Origin of the sequence: Streptomyces sp. SAJ15 (assembly GCF_007595705.1) — a bacterium.
Taxonomy (GTDB): Bacteria; Actinomycetota; Actinomycetes; order Streptomycetales; family Streptomycetaceae; genus Streptomyces.
Window position 1 is genome coordinate 751,708 of record NZ_NISY01000001.1, and the last position, 15,211, is coordinate 766,918.

The 15,211-nt window shown below is 73.2% G+C and carries 13 protein-coding genes and 1 riboswitch; of the genes, 8 read left to right on the forward strand and 5 right to left on the reverse strand.

Annotated features, from left to right (window positions below; genetic code table 11):
* Nucleotides 1–5: 5 nt before the first annotated feature.
* The gene (aroA, locus tag CD790_RS03295; RefSeq protein ID WP_144381423.1) at nt 6–1,373 is read right to left on the reverse strand and encodes a 3-phosphoshikimate 1-carboxyvinyltransferase; all 1,368 of its coding nucleotides are present in this window, start codon (nt 1,371–1,373) and stop codon (nt 6–8) included.
* 141 nt (nt 1,374–1,514) lie between these two features.
* On the reverse strand, nt 1,515–2,228 hold the full coding sequence (locus CD790_RS03300; RefSeq protein WP_144381883.1) for a M50 family metallopeptidase: 714 nt from the start codon (nt 2,226–2,228) through the stop codon (nt 1,515–1,517).
* Between the two features lie 77 nt (nt 2,229–2,305).
* Between CD790_RS03300 and CD790_RS03305 the strand changes: the two genes are divergently transcribed.
* From CD790_RS03305 to def, 8 genes are all read left to right on the forward strand, one after another.
* Nucleotides 2,306–3,136, forward strand: coding sequence for an SOS response-associated peptidase (locus tag CD790_RS03305; protein WP_144381424.1), 831 nt, complete (start codon nt 2,306–2,308; stop codon nt 3,134–3,136).
* Between the two features lie 145 nt (nt 3,137–3,281).
* On the forward strand, nt 3,282–3,968 hold the full coding sequence (locus CD790_RS03310) for an alpha/beta family hydrolase (RefSeq protein ID WP_399216877.1): 687 nt from the start codon (nt 3,282–3,284) through the stop codon (nt 3,966–3,968).
* Between the two features lie 247 nt (nt 3,969–4,215).
* Nucleotides 4,216–4,935 carry a sigma-70 family RNA polymerase sigma factor gene (locus CD790_RS03315; protein WP_186318880.1) on the forward strand — a complete coding sequence of 240 codons (720 nt, stop codon included), beginning with the start codon at nt 4,216–4,218 and terminating at the stop codon, nt 4,933–4,935.
* Nucleotides 4,932–5,273, forward strand: coding sequence for a mycothiol system anti-sigma-R factor (gene rsrA / locus CD790_RS03320; protein WP_144381427.1), 342 nt, complete (start codon nt 4,932–4,934; stop codon nt 5,271–5,273). Before CD790_RS03315 ends, rsrA begins: the two co-directional genes overlap by 4 nt.
* 287 nt (nt 5,274–5,560) lie before the next feature.
* Complete coding sequence (locus CD790_RS03325) at nt 5,561–7,018, forward strand: HD-GYP domain-containing protein (protein ID WP_144381428.1); 1,458 nt, start codon at nt 5,561–5,563, stop codon at nt 7,016–7,018.
* 380 nt (nt 7,019–7,398) lie between these two features.
* A complete protein-coding gene (locus CD790_RS03330; RefSeq protein ID WP_399216988.1) occupies nt 7,399–8,685 on the forward strand; it encodes an HD-GYP domain-containing protein in 1,287 nt (428 codons plus the stop codon).
* A 299-nt stretch (nt 8,686–8,984) separates the two neighbouring features.
* Complete coding sequence (locus CD790_RS03335) at nt 8,985–9,989, forward strand: hypothetical protein (protein WP_144381429.1); 1,005 nt, start codon at nt 8,985–8,987, stop codon at nt 9,987–9,989.
* Nucleotides 9,990–10,068: 79 nt separating this feature from the next.
* Nucleotides 10,069–10,698, forward strand: coding sequence for a peptide deformylase (gene def, locus CD790_RS03340; RefSeq protein ID WP_144381430.1), 630 nt, complete (start codon nt 10,069–10,071; stop codon nt 10,696–10,698).
* A gap of 117 nt (nt 10,699–10,815) precedes the next feature.
* Here the strand turns inward: def and CD790_RS03345 are convergent, their stop codons facing one another.
* The 3 genes from CD790_RS03345 to CD790_RS03355 all read right to left on the reverse strand — a co-directional run bounded on the left by CD790_RS03345 (nt 10,816) and on the right by CD790_RS03355 (nt 15,039).
* Entirely contained in the window at nt 10,816–11,772 is a 957-nt protein-coding gene (locus CD790_RS03345) for a ribonucleotide-diphosphate reductase subunit beta (RefSeq protein WP_144381885.1), read from the reverse strand.
* Nucleotides 11,773–11,840: 68 nt separating this feature from the next.
* On the reverse strand, nt 11,841–14,228 hold the full coding sequence (locus CD790_RS03350; protein WP_144381431.1) for a ribonucleoside-diphosphate reductase subunit alpha: 2,388 nt from the start codon (nt 14,226–14,228) through the stop codon (nt 11,841–11,843).
* 125 nt (nt 14,229–14,353) lie between these two features.
* Nucleotides 14,354–14,494: riboswitch (cobalamin riboswitch) on the reverse strand.
* A 245-nt stretch (nt 14,495–14,739) separates the two neighbouring features.
* Nucleotides 14,740–15,039, reverse strand: coding sequence for a GNAT family N-acetyltransferase (locus CD790_RS03355; RefSeq protein WP_144381432.1), 300 nt, complete (start codon nt 15,037–15,039; stop codon nt 14,740–14,742).
* Nucleotides 15,040–15,211: the final 172 nt, after the last annotated feature.

Below are 15,211 nucleotides of genomic sequence, written 5' to 3' on the forward strand. Positions count from 1 at the left end.
TGCCCTCAGCCTCTCGGGGCGGCCGCGGGGGCCCCGGGCTCGCCGGCGGCTCCCAGCATCCCGGTCCACAGCCCGGGGAAGTCCGGCAGGGTCTTGGCGGTGGTGGCGACGTCCTCGACCAGGACGCCGTCGACGGTCAGACCGATGACCGCGGCGGCGGTGGCCAGCCGGTGGTCCTCGTAGGTGTGGAAGGTGCCGCCGTGCAGCGGGCGCGGGCGGATGTGCAGCCCGTCCTCCGTCTCGGTGACGTCGCCGCCCAGCTCGTTGATCTCCTTGGCCAGGGCCGCGAGCCGGTCGGTCTCGTGCAGCCGCAGATGGGCGACGCCGCGCAGTACGGACTCGGAGTCGGCCAGCGCGGCGACCGCGGCGATCACCGGGGTCAGCTCGCCCACCTCGTGCAGATCGGCGTCGATGCCGGTGATCCGGCCGGTGCCGGTGAAGGTCAGCCCCGCCTCGGTCAGCTCGCAGGAGCCGCCCATGTCGGTGAAGATCCGACGCAGCGCGTCGCCCGGCTGGGTGGTGTGCTCCGGCCAGTCCGGGATGGTCACCCGGCCGCCGGTGACCAGCGCGGCGGCCAGGAACGGCGCGGCGTTGGACAGGTCGGGCTCCACGGTCAGGTCCCGGCCCAGCAGCGCGCTGGGCGCGACCCGCCAGACGTCGGGCTCGCCGCCCGACTCCGGGGTGTCCACGCGGGCGCCCGCCAGGCGCAGCATGTCCACGGTCATCCGGATGTGCGGCAGCGACGGGAGGGCCGCGCCCACATGGCGCACCTCGACGCCCTGGTTGAAGCGGGGCGCCGACAGCAGCAGCGCGCTGACGAACTGGGACGAGGAAGAAGCATCAATGCTGACCGGGCCGCCGTCCAGGGCGCCGGCGCCGTGCACGGTCATCGGCAGCGAGCCGCGCCCGTCGTCGTCGATCCGGGTGCCCAGGGCGCGCAGCGCGTCGATCACGCCGTGCAGCGGGCGCTCGTGGGAGCGCGGGTCGCCGTCGAAGTGGATCGGGCCGTCGGCCAGCGCGGCGACGGGCGGCAGGAAGCGCATCACGGTGCCGGCGTTGCCGACGTTGACGGTGGCCGGGCCGTGCAGCCCGGCGGGGATGACCCGCCACGCCTCGCCGGTGCCGTCCGGGCCCACGCCCTCCTCGATGCCGACGCCCATGGCGCGCAGCGCCTCGGCCATCAGCAGGGTGTCGCGGGAGCGGAGGGGACGGCGCAGCCAGCCGGGCTCGGCGGCCAGCGCGGCCAACACCAGGGCGCGGTTGGTGACCGACTTGGAGCCGGGCACGGTCACGGTCGCGTCGACCGCTCCGTGTGCCAGCGGTGCGGGCCAGAGGGCGGGGTGGACGCCCGGGGAAGTCTCAGTGCCGGTCATGGCCTTCACTTTAGTGGTTCGTCGCGGGTGGGAATCCTGATCAAAAGTGGCGAAACCCTGTCGAAACACAGCGCTGATAGGAGAGGTAGGGGGAGCGCTCGGCGGGATGGCGGGCCCCGCGCCCCTCTTCGGGCGCCCCGGTCATCGTCCCAGCAGCCAGCGGCCGCCGCCGATCAGCGAGCTGAGGGTGACGATGTGGAAGAACAGCAGCCACACGACGGCGGGCACGTGGGTCAACCGGGCCAGCTGGTCCGGATCGGAGTCCGCCGCCTCCCCGTACCGGCGCTTGCGCTGGAGCTCGAAGGGCGGGCGGACGCCGCCCAGCAGCAGGAACCACACCACGGCGTAGGCGAAGGCGGCCTGCACCTCGGGCCCGGTCAGCCAGGACACCAGGAAGAAGGCGGCACCGGCCAGCACCACGGTCAGCATGCCGTAGGCGTTGCGGATCATCACCAGCATGGCGGCGAGCAGCGCCGTGGCGCCCCACAGCAGTGCGGTGATGTGGCCCGAGGCGAGCAGCCAGGCGCCGGCGAGGCCGAGCAGGGAGGGGGCGACATAGCCGGCCGCGGCCGTGAGGATCATGCCCAGGCCGGTCGGCTTCCCGCGCGACACGGTCAGCCCCGAGGTGTCCGAGTGCAGCCGTATGCCCTGGAGCGTGCGGCCGGTCAGCAGCGCCACCAGCCCGTGGCCGCCCTCGTGCGCGATGGTCACGGCGTTGCGGGCGATCAACCAGGTGGTGCGGAAGACGACGACGGCCAGGGCTATCGAGCCGGTGGCCAGGACCAGCAGCGTCGAGGGGGCGGGCTGGGTGCCGACGACGCGGTCCCACAGGTCGGCTGCGCTGGTGGTGGCCATCGGGGTCATGGGTCGGCGGCTCCTCGGGTGACGGGTTCGGTGCCACGCGGTGCGGGCGTCGTGGCAGTGTGGCACCTATGTGCGGTCGATACGCAGCGAGCCGGCGCCCGGAGGATCTCGTCGGGCTCTTCGGGGTGGAGAAGTGGGAGCCGACGGAGACGCTGGATCCGGACTGGAACGTCGCTCCGACGAAGAACGTGTACGCGGTGCTCGAACGCCCCCTCAAAGACGCCGAGGACCGGCGTCCGGTTCGCCAGCTGCGCTCGCTGACCTGGGGTCTCGTGCCCTCCTGGGCGAAGTCGCCGGACGTCGGTGTGAAGATGATCAACGCCAGGGCGGAGACGGTGCACGAGAAGGCGTCCTTCCGCCGTCCCTTTCTCTCCCAGCGCTGCCTGCTGCCCGCGGACGGCTACTACGAGTGGGTCACCGCGGCCGCCGAGCGGCAGCTGGAGGAGCAGGGCAGACGCAAGCGCCCCCGCAAGCAGCCGTACTTCGTCACCCCCGCCGACGGCTCGGTGATGGCGCTGGCCGGGCTCTACGAGTTCTGGCGGGACCGCACGCTCCCCGACGACCACCCGCGCGCCTGGTGGGTGACGTGCACGGTGATAACCACCGAGGCGGACAAGGAGCCCTTCGCGGGCGCCGCCGAACGGCCGGAGTCCGAGCCGGGCCCGCGCTCGCTGGCCGAGATCCACCCCCGGATGCCGCTGATCCTGCCGCCGGACCGTTGGGGCGCCTGGCTCGACCCGACCCGTAGCGACCCCGACGGCCTCCGGGAGCTGCTGGTCGCGCCGCCGGCCGGGCTGCTGCGGGCCTATCCGGTCTCCACCGGCGTCAGTGACGTGCGCAACAACGGCCCGGAGCTGCTGAAGGAACTGGAGGCGCCGGAAGAGGGCACCCTCTTCTGAGGCCCCGCGCGGCGGACGCCGACTCCCGCGCGGCGGACCCGACGCCCACACGGTGTACTCCGCGACTCCGCGCGGCGGTCGGCGCCCCCGGGAGCCCGACGCCGCCTGCTTCGGCTTCGGCCGGCCTCGCGGCAGGATGGGGAGCGTGACCGCAGCGAAGACCAGCACCAGCACCGTGGGGACCGTCACCGAGACCGTGCCGACGCCCGCCGGCGAGGCACGCGTCACCTGGCATCGCGCGCCGCGGGCGCGCGCCGTGCTCGCCCTCGGCCATGGCGCCGGCGGGGGGATCGAGGCGCCCGACCTGCGCGCGCTGGCCGCCGCCCTGCCGGGCAGGGGCGTCACCGTCGCCCTGGTGGAGCAGCCGTGGCGGGTGGCCGGAAAGAAGGTCGCGCCGGCGCCCAAGACGCTGGACGCGGCGTGGACCGCCCTGTGGCCGGCGCTGACCGCACCGGGGCTGCCGGTCGTCGCGGGCGGGCGCAGCGCCGGGGCCCGGGTCGCCTGTCGCACCGCGCGGGAGCTGGGGGCGGCCGCGGTACTGGCACTGGCCTTCCCGCTGCACCCGCCGGGCAAGCCGGAGCGGTCGCGGGCGGAGGAGCTGCTGGCGGCCGGGGTGCCGACACTGGTGGTGCAGGGCTCGCGGGACCCGTTCGGTCGCCCGGAGGAGTTCCCGCCGTCCGGGGAGTCGGCGGACCCGCCGCCGCGCCTGGTGCCGGTGAACCATGGCGACCACGGCTTCGCGGTGCCGAAGACGGCCGGCATCTCCCAGGAGGAGGCGCTCGCGGTGATCACGGAGGCGGTCGCCGAGTGGCTCGAAGAGACCCTGGGGTGATGACAGGCCGGGGTCGGGAATGAGATGAGGGTGACGGGTGTTCTTCTCGACATCGGAACGTCGAGGAGAGGGAGTTCCCCGCATGGGTTCGCTTGCTTGCCCGGCCCGCCCGCAGGCCGCTGACCTCGACTGGTCGCAGCTGCAGGCGGTTCATGCCGCCAAGATTGAAGCGGCGAGCGGACCGGATCGTCGTCTATTCTCCGATTCAAGCGGGTCCACATCCGGCCCCGCCGGGGTGTTGGAGGAGGTGGGTCAGGTCACTGGGACCGACGCAGGGACCGACGGCACGGGCGCGGGGTTCGATGGTGCGCGCCCCGAGACCACCGGGGCGTTCGGCGCCACCGGCGCCGAGACGGCCGCGGAGCGTAACGCGCGCTTCGAGCGGGACGCCCTCACGTTCCTCGACCAGATGTACTCCGCCGCGCTGCGCATGACGCGCAATCCGGCCGACGCCGAGGACCTCGTCCAGGAGACGTACGCCAAGGCGTACGCGTCCTTCCACCAGTTCCGCGATGGCACGAACCTCAAGGCGTGGCTGTACCGCATCCTGACCAACACCTTCATCAACTCGTACCGCAAGAAGCAGCGCGAGCCGCAGCGCAGCGCCGCCGAGGAGATCGAGGACTGGCAGCTGGCGCGCGCCGAGTCCCATATGTCCACCGGTCTGCGCTCGGCCGAGTCGCAGGCGCTGGACCACCTGCCCGACTCCGATGTGAAGGAAGCACTGCAGGCGATCCCGGAGGAGTTCCGCATCGCGGTCTACCTCGCGGACGTGGAGGGGTTTGCGTACAAGGAGATCGCGGACATCATGGGTACACCCATCGGTACGGTGATGTCTCGTCTGCACCGTGGGCGCCGCCAACTGCGCGGTCTGCTGGAGGACTATGCCCGTGGGCGCGGGCTGGTTCCGGCGGGCGCCGGCGCCGCGGCTGACGACGCGCACAATCGGAAAGGCTCGGACTCATGAGCTGCGAAGAGCCGCACGAGATGGAGTGCTCCGAGGTTCTCGACCACCTCTACGAGTTCCTGGACCACGAGATGCCCGACGGCGACTGCGCCAAGTTCGAGGTGCATTTCCACGAGTGCTCGCCCTGCCTGGAGAAGTACGGCTTGGAGCAGGCCGTGAAGAAGCTCGTCAAGCGCTGCTGTGGGCATGACGACGTGCCCAGCGACCTGCGATCGAAGGTCATGGGGCGCATCGAGCTGATCAGGTCCGGACAGTTGGCGCCCGAGATGGACATCTCGGGCGCGGTGCCGGACGTGGCGCCCGCGGAGGCGGAGCGTCCGACGGCGGCGCAGGACTGAGCCGTCGGGGCGACGCCCCCCCGGCGGCCGCCGCCGCCGATCCCGGCGCCGGGATGGGCGACCCCGTGATCGCGTCCGCGAGGGAACGAGCCCGTCGGCGTGTGCCGGGTGATTCCCGCCGCGCGGGACACTCCGGACGCCACCCGGACACTCCGGACGCCCCCCGATTTCACCCTCATGGGTGCATTAGCTCGGCGCGTGCGGCCTAATCCCCCGATGCTCCTGCCCTCCCGCTCGGAGCGCACATATTCTCCCGATCCTGAGCCGATGGGGAGGAGAGCGGCACCATGCGGACACTTCCGTTGGGGGCACGCGCGTATATCCTCGGGGCCGCACTCACCCTGGTGGGGTGCGCGGCCCTCGCCACCCGACCCGGTGCGGGCACCCCCTGGGTCACCCTCGTCCCGCTCGCCCTGCTCTACGCCGCGACCCGCGTCGGCCCGCCGGCGGAGTGGGGCGGACCGGTGCTGCTCGCCGCGGCCATGCTGCTGCCGCCGCCGGCCGCCGCGCTGGTCGCCGTCGGCGGCGGGCTGCTGGGCCGGGTGGAGCGCCGGCCCGCGGCGGTGCGGCGGATCTGGCGCGCCGCCCATCTGGCCCTCGCCTCCGCCGCCGCCGCGTACGCCTTCGGGCTCACCGGAGGGCCGGCGGCCCTCGCCCGGACCGACCTCCCGTACGCGCTGGCGCCCGCCACCGCGGCCGCCGTGGTCTTCTGCCTGGTCCGCGTCGGGCTGGAGGGCGGGGTGCTGGTCGCCGCCGAGCGCCACGCACCGCGCGCGGCCTGGTGCGGCGCCCTGCCGCGCTCCCTGGGTCCGCACCTGGTCCACGGACTGGCCGGGCTGACCATGGCGGTGCTGTGGCGCAGCGCGTACGGGCCGGCCGCCGCGCTGCTGGTGCTGTTCCCGATGGGCGTCTCCGCCTCCGTCTTCGTGCTCTACCACCGCGAGCGCACCGCCCACCAGGCGACCATCAGGGCGCTCGTCCAGGCCGTCGACATCAAGGACGGCTACACGCGCGGGCACAGCGAACGCGTGGGCCGGGCGTCCGTGATGATCGCCCGTGAGCTCGGCATGACCGGCGACCGACTGGAGGTGCTGCGGATCGCCGGCATCCTGCACGACGTCGGCAAGCTCGGCGTCCCGACCCGGCTGCTCCGCAAGGAGGGCCCGCTCACCCCCGACGAGCGCCGTGTCATCGAGCTGCACCCCGAGTACGGCCACGAGATGGTGCGCGGCATCGGCTTCCTGGAGGAGGCCCGCGCGGCCATCCTCCACCACCATGAGCGGCTGGACGGCAGCGGCTACCCCTACGGTCTCGCCGGGCGGGACATCCCCGAGTGCGCCCGGGTGGTGGCCGTCGCGGACGCCTTCGACGCGATGACCTCCAACCGCTCGTACAGCCGGGCCCGGCCCGTGGCGAAGGCCGTCGAGGAGCTCCACCGCTGCGCCGGCACCCAGTTCGACCCCCGGATGGTCCGTGCCCTGGCCAGGGCACTGGACCGGCACGGCTGGCACGTCGCCGTCACCGCCGACGCCCCCCTCGGGGGCGAGGCGGCGGCGTACGGCCCCGACGCGCCGTCGTACGCCGGTGACCGCGGTCCCGGGCAACGGGCCGCGTGCGCGCCCGGCACGGCGCGTACCGCGGGGGCCTCCGTGCCCCGCGGAAACGTCCCGCCACATCGACCGCCGCACCCCGCGGACGTCCCCGACCGCCGGCTCGGCGCCCCGCCCTCGGGAGGCCGCGGATGAGCGAACCCCCCGAACCCACGCCCCCCGCCGGCCGCGCCCAGGGCCTCCCGACGCCGGCCGGCGGGACCACCGCCATGCCCGGACGCACCCCGCCGGCCTTCGGCTCCGTGTGCCGCCCCGCGCGGTGGGCGTTACGGAAAGGCGCGTACCGCGCGGACCGCACCGCCGGCGCCAAGGCTCGCCGGGCGGAAGGCGCCGCCGGCCGGGCCGGGGCCGTCGACGCGGGACGCGAGGCCCGCGCTGACCGCGTCGCCCGGCGGGCCGCTCGGGCGCGGCGGGCCCCCGGCAGGCTGACGGTCGCCCTGGTCTACGGGGCCGCCGGGGTGCTCGCGGCGGCGGGCCTGGGCTGGGTGCGGTGGGAGGGCGTGGCCCAGCCGGGGATGGCGCTGGCCTTCGCGGCGATGATCGCGGCAGGGGAGGCGTTCCGGTGGGTGGACGCCCCCGGGAGCGGCGGGGGCGGCGGCCGGGGCCCGAGCGGCGGAGAAACGATGCCGCGCGATCCGTGGACCGTCGTCCGCGAGCCCGCCCCCGTGGCCGCAGCCGCGGCGCTCGCCTACGCGCTGCTGAGCGCGCCCCTCGCACCGCCGGGACCGGATCGCCCGCCCGCCGCGCTGCCGCAGCCGCACGGAGTGCTCCAGGCGGTGGCCGTGGTGGTCGCCGCCGGGCTGGTGGCCCTCGTGCCGCGGCTTGCCCGGGGCCGCTCGGCGGGGCTGGACCACCTGGCCCGCCGGGTGCTGACCGTCGCCTTCGCCGCCACCTGCTGCCAACCGCTCGACCTCGCCCTCCGGTTGGCCGCCGGGCCGCCGCCCCGGGGCGGCTCTCCCCACCTCCCCCCTCTCCACCACCTGCTTCACCTCCTCTGTCTGCTCCTGCTGCTGGCACTCGCCGCGCTGTGCGACGCGGTCCTGGCCGCCGCGCTGGCGCGCGCCCGCGCGGGCTGGCGGTACGGGCCGCTGCTCCGCGACGAGCTGCGCGCACTCCCCAGGGCGGGATCGGCGATCTGCGCCACGGCGGTGGTGATGGTGCTGGCGGTGCGCGTGGCCGGGCTGTGGGCGCTGCCGGTCTTCTCACTGCCGCTGCTGCTCACCCAGTACTCCTTTCGGCGCTACGCCGACGTGCGGGCCACCTACCGCCAGACCATCGCCTCCCTCGCCCGCGCCACCGAGATCGCCGGCTACACCCCCGCGGGCCACGCCCGCCGGGTGGCCGGGCTCAGCCGGGCCGTCGGCCGGGAGCTGGGCCTTCCGGGCGAGGAGCTGACGATGGTGGAGTACGCGGCCCTGATGCACGACATCGGACAGCTGTCGCTGGTGGACCCGGTGCCGGCCGGCGCCACCGAGCAGCTTCCCGCCGCCGAGCAGCAGCGCATCGCCCTGCTGGGCGGCGCCGTCGTACGACAGACGGGCGTGCCCGCGCAGGTGGCGGTGATCGTCGAGCGACAGGCCGAGCCGTACCGCGAACAGCCGCTCACCGCCCGCATCGTGCGGGTGGCCAACGCCTATGCCGAGCTGACCTGTGACGCCGCGCCCGCCGGCCGCCCGGGCGGCGAGCCGGGGGCCGCGCTGCGCGCCCTGGAGCGGCTGCGGCTGGGCACCGCGCGTGATTTCGACCCGGCGGTGGTGGCGGCTCTGGCCAGGGTTCTGGCGCGGGGCGGACCGGGCAAGTGACTATGCGGGGGGAGCGGGAAGTTGCCCGGACGGGTGACCGCGCACGACCCGCGCACCGAGTCGAACCCGTGGGTAATGAGCGGGTCCCCGAAAGGGCATGGTTGGATGCGAATGAGGGGTGTCGGCCGCTCACCTGCGGCAAGGAGGTAGGCGTGGAAGGGGTCGGACCCCGACCACCGAATCTTAGGGGGCCGGGCTGAGATGTCCGCGAATGTGTGGCAGGTTGTCGTCAGGGGAGGGCGAAGCCGTCCGCTAAGGCATCTGATGCGGGACTACGGAGAAACCGGCAGGCGGGAATCGTGAAGATCTTCGGCAAGGTACGGCACCGGCCCTCCGCGTCGTGGCGGCAGGCCACGGACCGCGCGTTCACCCTCATCGGCGACGGCCGGTATGAGGACGCGGGTGCGTTGCTGACCCGCGCCGCCGACATGGAGCCGTGGCTGTCGGAGTCGTGGTTCAACCTCGCGCTGCTGCACAAGTTCCGGCACGACTGGGAGCAGGCCCGCGCCGCCGGGCTGCGCGCCGTCGCCCTGCTGGACCGCGCCACCGGCGCGCCGGACTGGTGGAACGTGGGCATCGCCGCCACCGCGCTGCAGGACTGGCCGCTGGCCCGCCGCGCCTGGCAGGCGTACGGGCTGAAGGTGCCGGGTGAGGCCGCGGGCCTGGCGGCCGGCGAGCCGCTCGGCATGGAGTTGGGGAGCGCCGCGGTGCGGCTGTCGCCGGAGGGCGAGGCCGAGGTGGTCTGGGGCCGTCGGCTGGACCCGGCCCGGATCGAGGTGCTGTCCATCCCGCTGCCGTCCTCCGGGCGCCGCTGGGGCGAGGTGGTGCTGCACGACGGCGTGCCGCACGGCGAGCGCACCATCACCGGCGCCGACGGCTCCACCCGGGCCTATCCGGTCTTCGACGAGATCGAGCTGTGGGCGCCCTCGCCGGTGCCGACCTGGGTGGTGCTGCTGGAGGCGGCCACCGAGGCCGACCGGGACGCGCTGGAGCGGCTGGCCGCGGACGCCGGCTTCGCCGCCGAGGACTGGTCGTCCTCCGTCCGTCTGCTGTGTCGTTCCTGCTCCGAGAGCCGGATGCCCAGCGACGAGGGCGACGGCGAGCACCTGGACCCGCACGACCACAGCGAACCGGGCCATCCCGGGCCGCTGGGACACCGCACTGCCGGCTCGGGTTCGCTGTGGGCGCCGGAGCGGGAGTGCGGCATCGCCGCCCCCGCCGGGCTGGTGCGCGGTCTGCTGGACGGGTGGGTGGCGGACAGCCCCGATACGCGCGAATGGCGGGACCTGGAAGAGGTCTGCTGAGGCCCGCCCCCGCCGCGCTCCACGACACGTACCCTGTATGGCGGACGTTTGACGGTTTCAGGAAGGCGCGCGGCGGACCATGGCACAGCAGGACACGGATCAGCAGGTCGGCGACGAGTTCATCGACGACACGGTGGACACGGAGGAGCGCGAGCGGGCGCACCGCGAGCGTGGCACCGCCCGCCCGATCACCGTCGTCGGCAACCCGGTGCTCCACCGGGAGTGCAAGGACGTCACCGAGTTCGACGACTCGCTCGCCGCGCTGGTCGACGACATGTTCGCCAGTCAGCGGGCCGCCGAGGGCGTGGGTCTGGCCGCCAACCAGATCGGCGTCGACCTGAAGGTGTTCGTCTACGACTGCATGGACGACGAGGGCGTCCGGCACGTCGGCGTGGTCTGCAACCCGGTGCTGGAGGAGGTGCCGGCGGAGCGCCGGCTGCTGGACGACTCCAACGAGGGCTGCCTCTCGGTGCCGACCGCCTACGCCCCGCTGGCCCGCCCCGACTACGCGGTCGTCCGCGGCCAGGACGCCCAGGGCAAGCCGATCGCGGTCCAGGGCACCGGCTACTTCGCGCGCTGCCTCCAGCACGAGACCGACCACCTGTACGGGCGGCTCTACATCGACCGGCTCTCCAAGCGCGACCGCAAGGACGTGCTGCGGCAGATGGCCGAGGGCACGCCGCGCTACGAGACCGTGCCCAACGACTGACGCGTCGACGACAGGGCATACGGAAGGGGGGCCGCCGGTGGGCGGCCCCCCTTCCGTCGTCTCGTGGAGGCGGGTTCCGGCGGGCGTCCTGCGCGGAGGACGCCCGCCGGGGACTTCCTAGAAGTCGTCGTCGAAGGAGACCGAGCCCTCGACCGCGACCTGGTACGCCGAGGCGCGCCGCTCGAAGAAGTTGGTCAGCTCCTGGACGTTCTGCAGCTCCATGAAGGCGAACGGGTTCTCCGAGCCGTAGCGCACCGGCAGCCCGAGGCGGGCCAGCCGCTGGTCGGCGACGCACTGCAGGTACTCGCGCATCGAGTCGGTGTTCATGCCCGGCAGGCCGTCGCCGCACAGGTCACGGGCGAACTGCAGCTCGGCCTCGACGGCCTCCTCCAGCATCGCGGTGACCTGCTTGCCCATGTCGTCGTCGAAGAGGTCCGGCTCCTCCTCGCGGACCGTGTCCACGACCTGGAAGGCGAAGTCCATGTGCATGGACTCGTCCCGGAACACCCAGTTGGTGCCGGTCGCCAGGCCGTGCAGCAGGCCGCGCGAGCGGAACCAGTAGACGTACGCGAAGGCGCCGTAGAAGAACAGGCCCTCGATGCACGCCGCGAAGCAGATCAGGTTGAGGAGGAACCGACGCCGGTCCGCCTTGGTCTCCAGTCGGTCCAGCTTCTCGACCTCGTTGATCCACTTGAAGCAGAACTGCGCCTTCTCGCGGATCGAGGGGATGTTCTCGACCGCGGCGAACGCCGCCACGCGGTCGTCCGGGTCGGGCAGGTAGGTGTCCAGCAGCGTCAGATAGAACTGGACGTGCACGGCCTCCTCGAAGAGCTGCCGCGACAGGTACAGCCGGCCCTCGGGGGAGTTGATGTGCTTGTAGAGCGTCAGCACCAGGTTGTTGGCCACGATCGAGTCGCCGGTGGCGAAGAACGCCACCAGGCGGCCGATCAGGTGCTGCTCACCCGGGGAGAGCTTGGCGAGGTCGGCCACGTCGGAGTGGAGGTCGACCTCCTCCACCGTCCAGGTGTTCTTGATCGCGTTGCGGTAGTGCTCGTAGAACGCCGGGTACCGCATCGGCCGCAGCGTCAGCTCGAACCCCGGGTCCAGCAGGTTCTTGGGACGGTCGTCGGACGACTGGGCGTTCACTGGCAGGCCTCGCAGGACTCGGGGTTTTCCAGGGAGCAGGCGATCGCCTCGGCGTCGGGGGCCGCCTGCTGGACGGGGATGGGGGAGGACGCGCGCGCCGACTGGGCGATCCGGGTGGCCGGACGCGAGCGCAGGTAGTACGTGGTCTTGATGCCCTGCTTCCAGGCGTACGCGTACATCGAGCTGAGCTTGCCGATGGTGGGCGAGGCCATGAACAGGTTGAGCGACTGGCTCTGGTCCAGGAACGGGGTGCGGGCCGCGGCCATGTCGATCAGCGCGCGCTGCGGGATCTCCCAGGCGGTGCGGTACAGGTCCCGGATGTCCTGCGGCACCCAGTTGAAGTCCTGGACCGAGCCGTTGGACTCGCGCAGCGCCTCACGGGTCTGCGCGTCCCAGACGCCGAGCTTCTTCAGGTCGTCGATCAGGTAGGAGTTCACCTGGAGGAACTCGCCGCTGAGCGTCTCGCGCTTGAACAGGTTGGAGACCTGCGGCTCGATGCACTCGTACACGCCCGCGATGGAGGCGATGGTGGCGGTCGGGGCGATCGCCAGCAGCAGCGAGTTGCGCATACCGGTCTGCGCCATTCGGGTGCGCAGCGCCTCCCAGCGCTCCGGCCAGGTGCGCCGCGCGGCGGCGTAGTGGTCCGGGTGCAGCACGCCGCGGGCGGTGCGGGTCTCCTCCCAGGCCGGGTGCGGGCCGTGCCGCTCGGCGAGGTCGCAGGAGGCCTCGTAGGCGGCCAGCATGATGCGCTCGGAGATCCTGGTGGAGAGCTCCTTGGCCTCGGCCGAGTCGAACGGCAGCCGCAGCTTGAAGAACACGTCCTGGAGGCCCATCAGGCCCAGACCCACCGGCCGCCAGCGGCTGTTGGACGCCCCGGCCTGCTCGGTCGGGTAGAAGTTGATGTCCACGACGCGGTCGAGGAAGGTGACGGCGGTGCGGACGGTGGCGTCCAGCCGCTCCCAGTCCATCTGCCCGTCGGCGCCGAGGTGCGCGGAGAGGTTGACCGAGCCGAGGTTGCAGACGGCGGTCTCGCCGTCGTTGGTGACCTCCAGGATCTCCGTGCAGAGGTTGGAGGAGTGGATGACCTTGCCGGGCTCGGCGGTCTGGTTGGCGGTGCGGTTGGCGGCGTCCTTGAACGTCATCCAGCCGTTGCCGGTCTGCGCCAGGGTGCGCATCATCCGGGCGTACAGCACGCGCGCGGCGATGGTCTTGACGGCCTTGCCCTCGGCCTCGGCCTTGCGGTAGGCGGCGTCGAACTCCTCGCCCCACAGGTCCACCAGCTCCGGCACGTCGGCCGGGGAGAACAGCGACCACTCGGCGTCGGTCTCGACGCGGCGCATGAACTCGTCCGGGATCCAGTGCGCGATGTTGAGGTTGTGGGTGCGGCGGGCCTCCTCACCGGTGTTGTCCCGCAGCTCCAGGAACTCCTCGATGTCCGCGTGCCAGGACTCCAGGTAGACGCAGGCCGCGCCCTTGCGCCGGCCGCCCTGGTTGACGGCGGCGACGGAGGCGTCGAGGGTGCGCAGGAACGGCACGATGCCGTTGGAGTGGCCGTTGGTGCCGCGGATCAGCGAACCGCGGGCCCGGATCCGGGAGTAGGACAGGCCGATGCCGCCGGCGTGCTTCGACAGCCGCGCCACCTGGTGGTAGCGGTCGTAGATGGAGTCCAGCTCGTCCAGCGGGGAGTCCAGCAGATAGCAGGAGGACATCTGCGGGTGGCGGGTGCCGGAGTTGAAGAGCGTGGGGGAGCTGGGCAGGTAGGAGAGCGAGCTGGTGAGGCCGTACAGCTCGCAGACGTCCTCCAGCGCCCGCTCGGAGAGGTCCTCGGCCAGGCCGCAGGCCACGCGCAGCAGGAAGTGCTGCGGGGTCTCGACCACCTGACGGGTGATCGGGTGGCGCAGCAGGTAGCGGCTGTGCAGGGTGCGCAGGCCGAAGTAGCCGAAGCGGTCGTCGGCGCCGTCGGCGACGGTCTTCTCCACCAGCGCGTCCAGTCGCGCGGCGTGGGCGCGGACGAACTCGACCGTGGTGTCGGCGATCAGGCCCTCGCGGTGCCCGACCTCGACGGAGGCGGAGAAGGAGACCGCACCCTGCCCGGCCGCCTCCTCCGCGATGGCGATGGTCAGCAGGCGCGCGGCGAGCCTGGAGTACTCGGGCTCCTCGGCGATCAGACCGGCGGCCGCCTCGATGGCGAGGGTGCGCAGCTCCGCCTCGTCGGAACCGGCGTGGCGGCCGCGCAGGGCGGCGGCCGCGACCTTGCCGGGGTCGGTGGCGGGCAGGTCCGCGGTGAGGTCCGTCAGGGTGCGCAGCAGGGCGGTGCCCGGTGCGTCGGCTACGGCCTTCGGGTCCGCTGCCTCTGAGACCGGATCGGCGGGCGCGATGGTCACGGGATGCTCTCCCTCGCTCGGCTGGGGGCCTGCGGAGGGGTGGTGCGCGATGGCCGCGTGCGGGCATGCCGAACCGAACGGAAGGCACACCGCGCAGCGTCCACCTGCCCAACCCACGAGGCCCGGACGTCTTCGAGGCTGTCGGCAGGTCGTCGGACTCACATGTACGCAAAAAGGCACACGTACACCGTTGCGGGACAGTTCCGGATTCGCGCCGGATTCCCCTGCGACGACAGCGAGGATGAGCATACATCTTGTGTTGACCTTCGCATGCGCCCCCACATGTTGTGTCCCGCGGTTACGCGTTTCGCACTGTCGTGCTACTCCCGGTGGGTGAGGCAGTGCGCTGGCGTACGCGCCGGGGGCGGGTCCGGCGCGCGGCGCACACGGCCCTGGGCGCGCTGTTCCGCCGGTGGCACGGGGCATCCGCGGGGTCGGCACACGGCATGCAGAGGGGGCGCGGCGAGCCTGCCGCGCCCCTGCCCCTCCACGCTACCGCGCCGCCGCGCCCTCACCCCTCCGGCGAGAGCTCCAGGGCGAAGGTGATCAGTGTGAGACCGGGCACTACGGACCGGTCCCGCTCTGGTGTGCGAACGAAGCCGAGTCGCTCGTAGAGCCGGTGGGCGGCCGTCATATCGGTCTGACTGGACATCACGACTCGGTCCCGCCGCAGCTCGCGGGCGCGCCGCAGACAGGCGCGCACCAGCGCCTCCGCCGCGCCCCGGCGGCGCGCGGCGGACCGCACGGCCAGCATGCGGAACTCCGCCTCGCCGGGGCGCGCCAGGTTCGCGTACGCCCCGCCCTCACCCACGAAGGCGACCGCGCCCCGGGGCCGGTGGTCGACTCTCGGCGTGCTCGGCGTGCTCGGCGTGCTCGGCCGCGGCGGCCGAGGGGCCGGGGGCGGGGTGGCCGGTCGCGGCCCTTCACCAGGCTGGGGGAATGATGCGCAGACGTGGACGGTTGGGCTTGACGAGGGGGACGAC

Coding starts and splice junctions, on each gene's coding strand:
- aroA (WP_144381423.1), bottom strand. CDS start 1,373: ATGACCGGCACTGAGACTTCCCCGGGCGTCCACCCCGCCCTCTGGCCC.
- CD790_RS03305 (WP_144381424.1), top strand. CDS start 2,306: ATGTGCGGTCGATACGCAGCGAGCCGGCGCCCGGAGGATCTCGTCGGG.
- CD790_RS03345 (WP_144381885.1), bottom strand. CDS start 11,772: ATGCGGTACCCGGCGTTCTACGAGCACTACCGCAACGCGATCAAGAAC.
- CD790_RS03325 (WP_144381428.1), top strand. CDS start 5,561: ATGCGGACACTTCCGTTGGGGGCACGCGCGTATATCCTCGGGGCCGCA.
- CD790_RS03330 (WP_399216988.1), top strand. CDS start 7,399: ATGGCGCTGGCCTTCGCGGCGATGATCGCGGCAGGGGAGGCGTTCCGG.
- rsrA (WP_144381427.1), top strand. CDS start 4,932: ATGAGCTGCGAAGAGCCGCACGAGATGGAGTGCTCCGAGGTTCTCGAC.
- def (WP_144381430.1), top strand. CDS start 10,069: ATGGCACAGCAGGACACGGATCAGCAGGTCGGCGACGAGTTCATCGAC.
- CD790_RS03300 (WP_144381883.1), bottom strand. CDS start 2,228: ATGGCCACCACCAGCGCAGCCGACCTGTGGGACCGCGTCGTCGGCACC.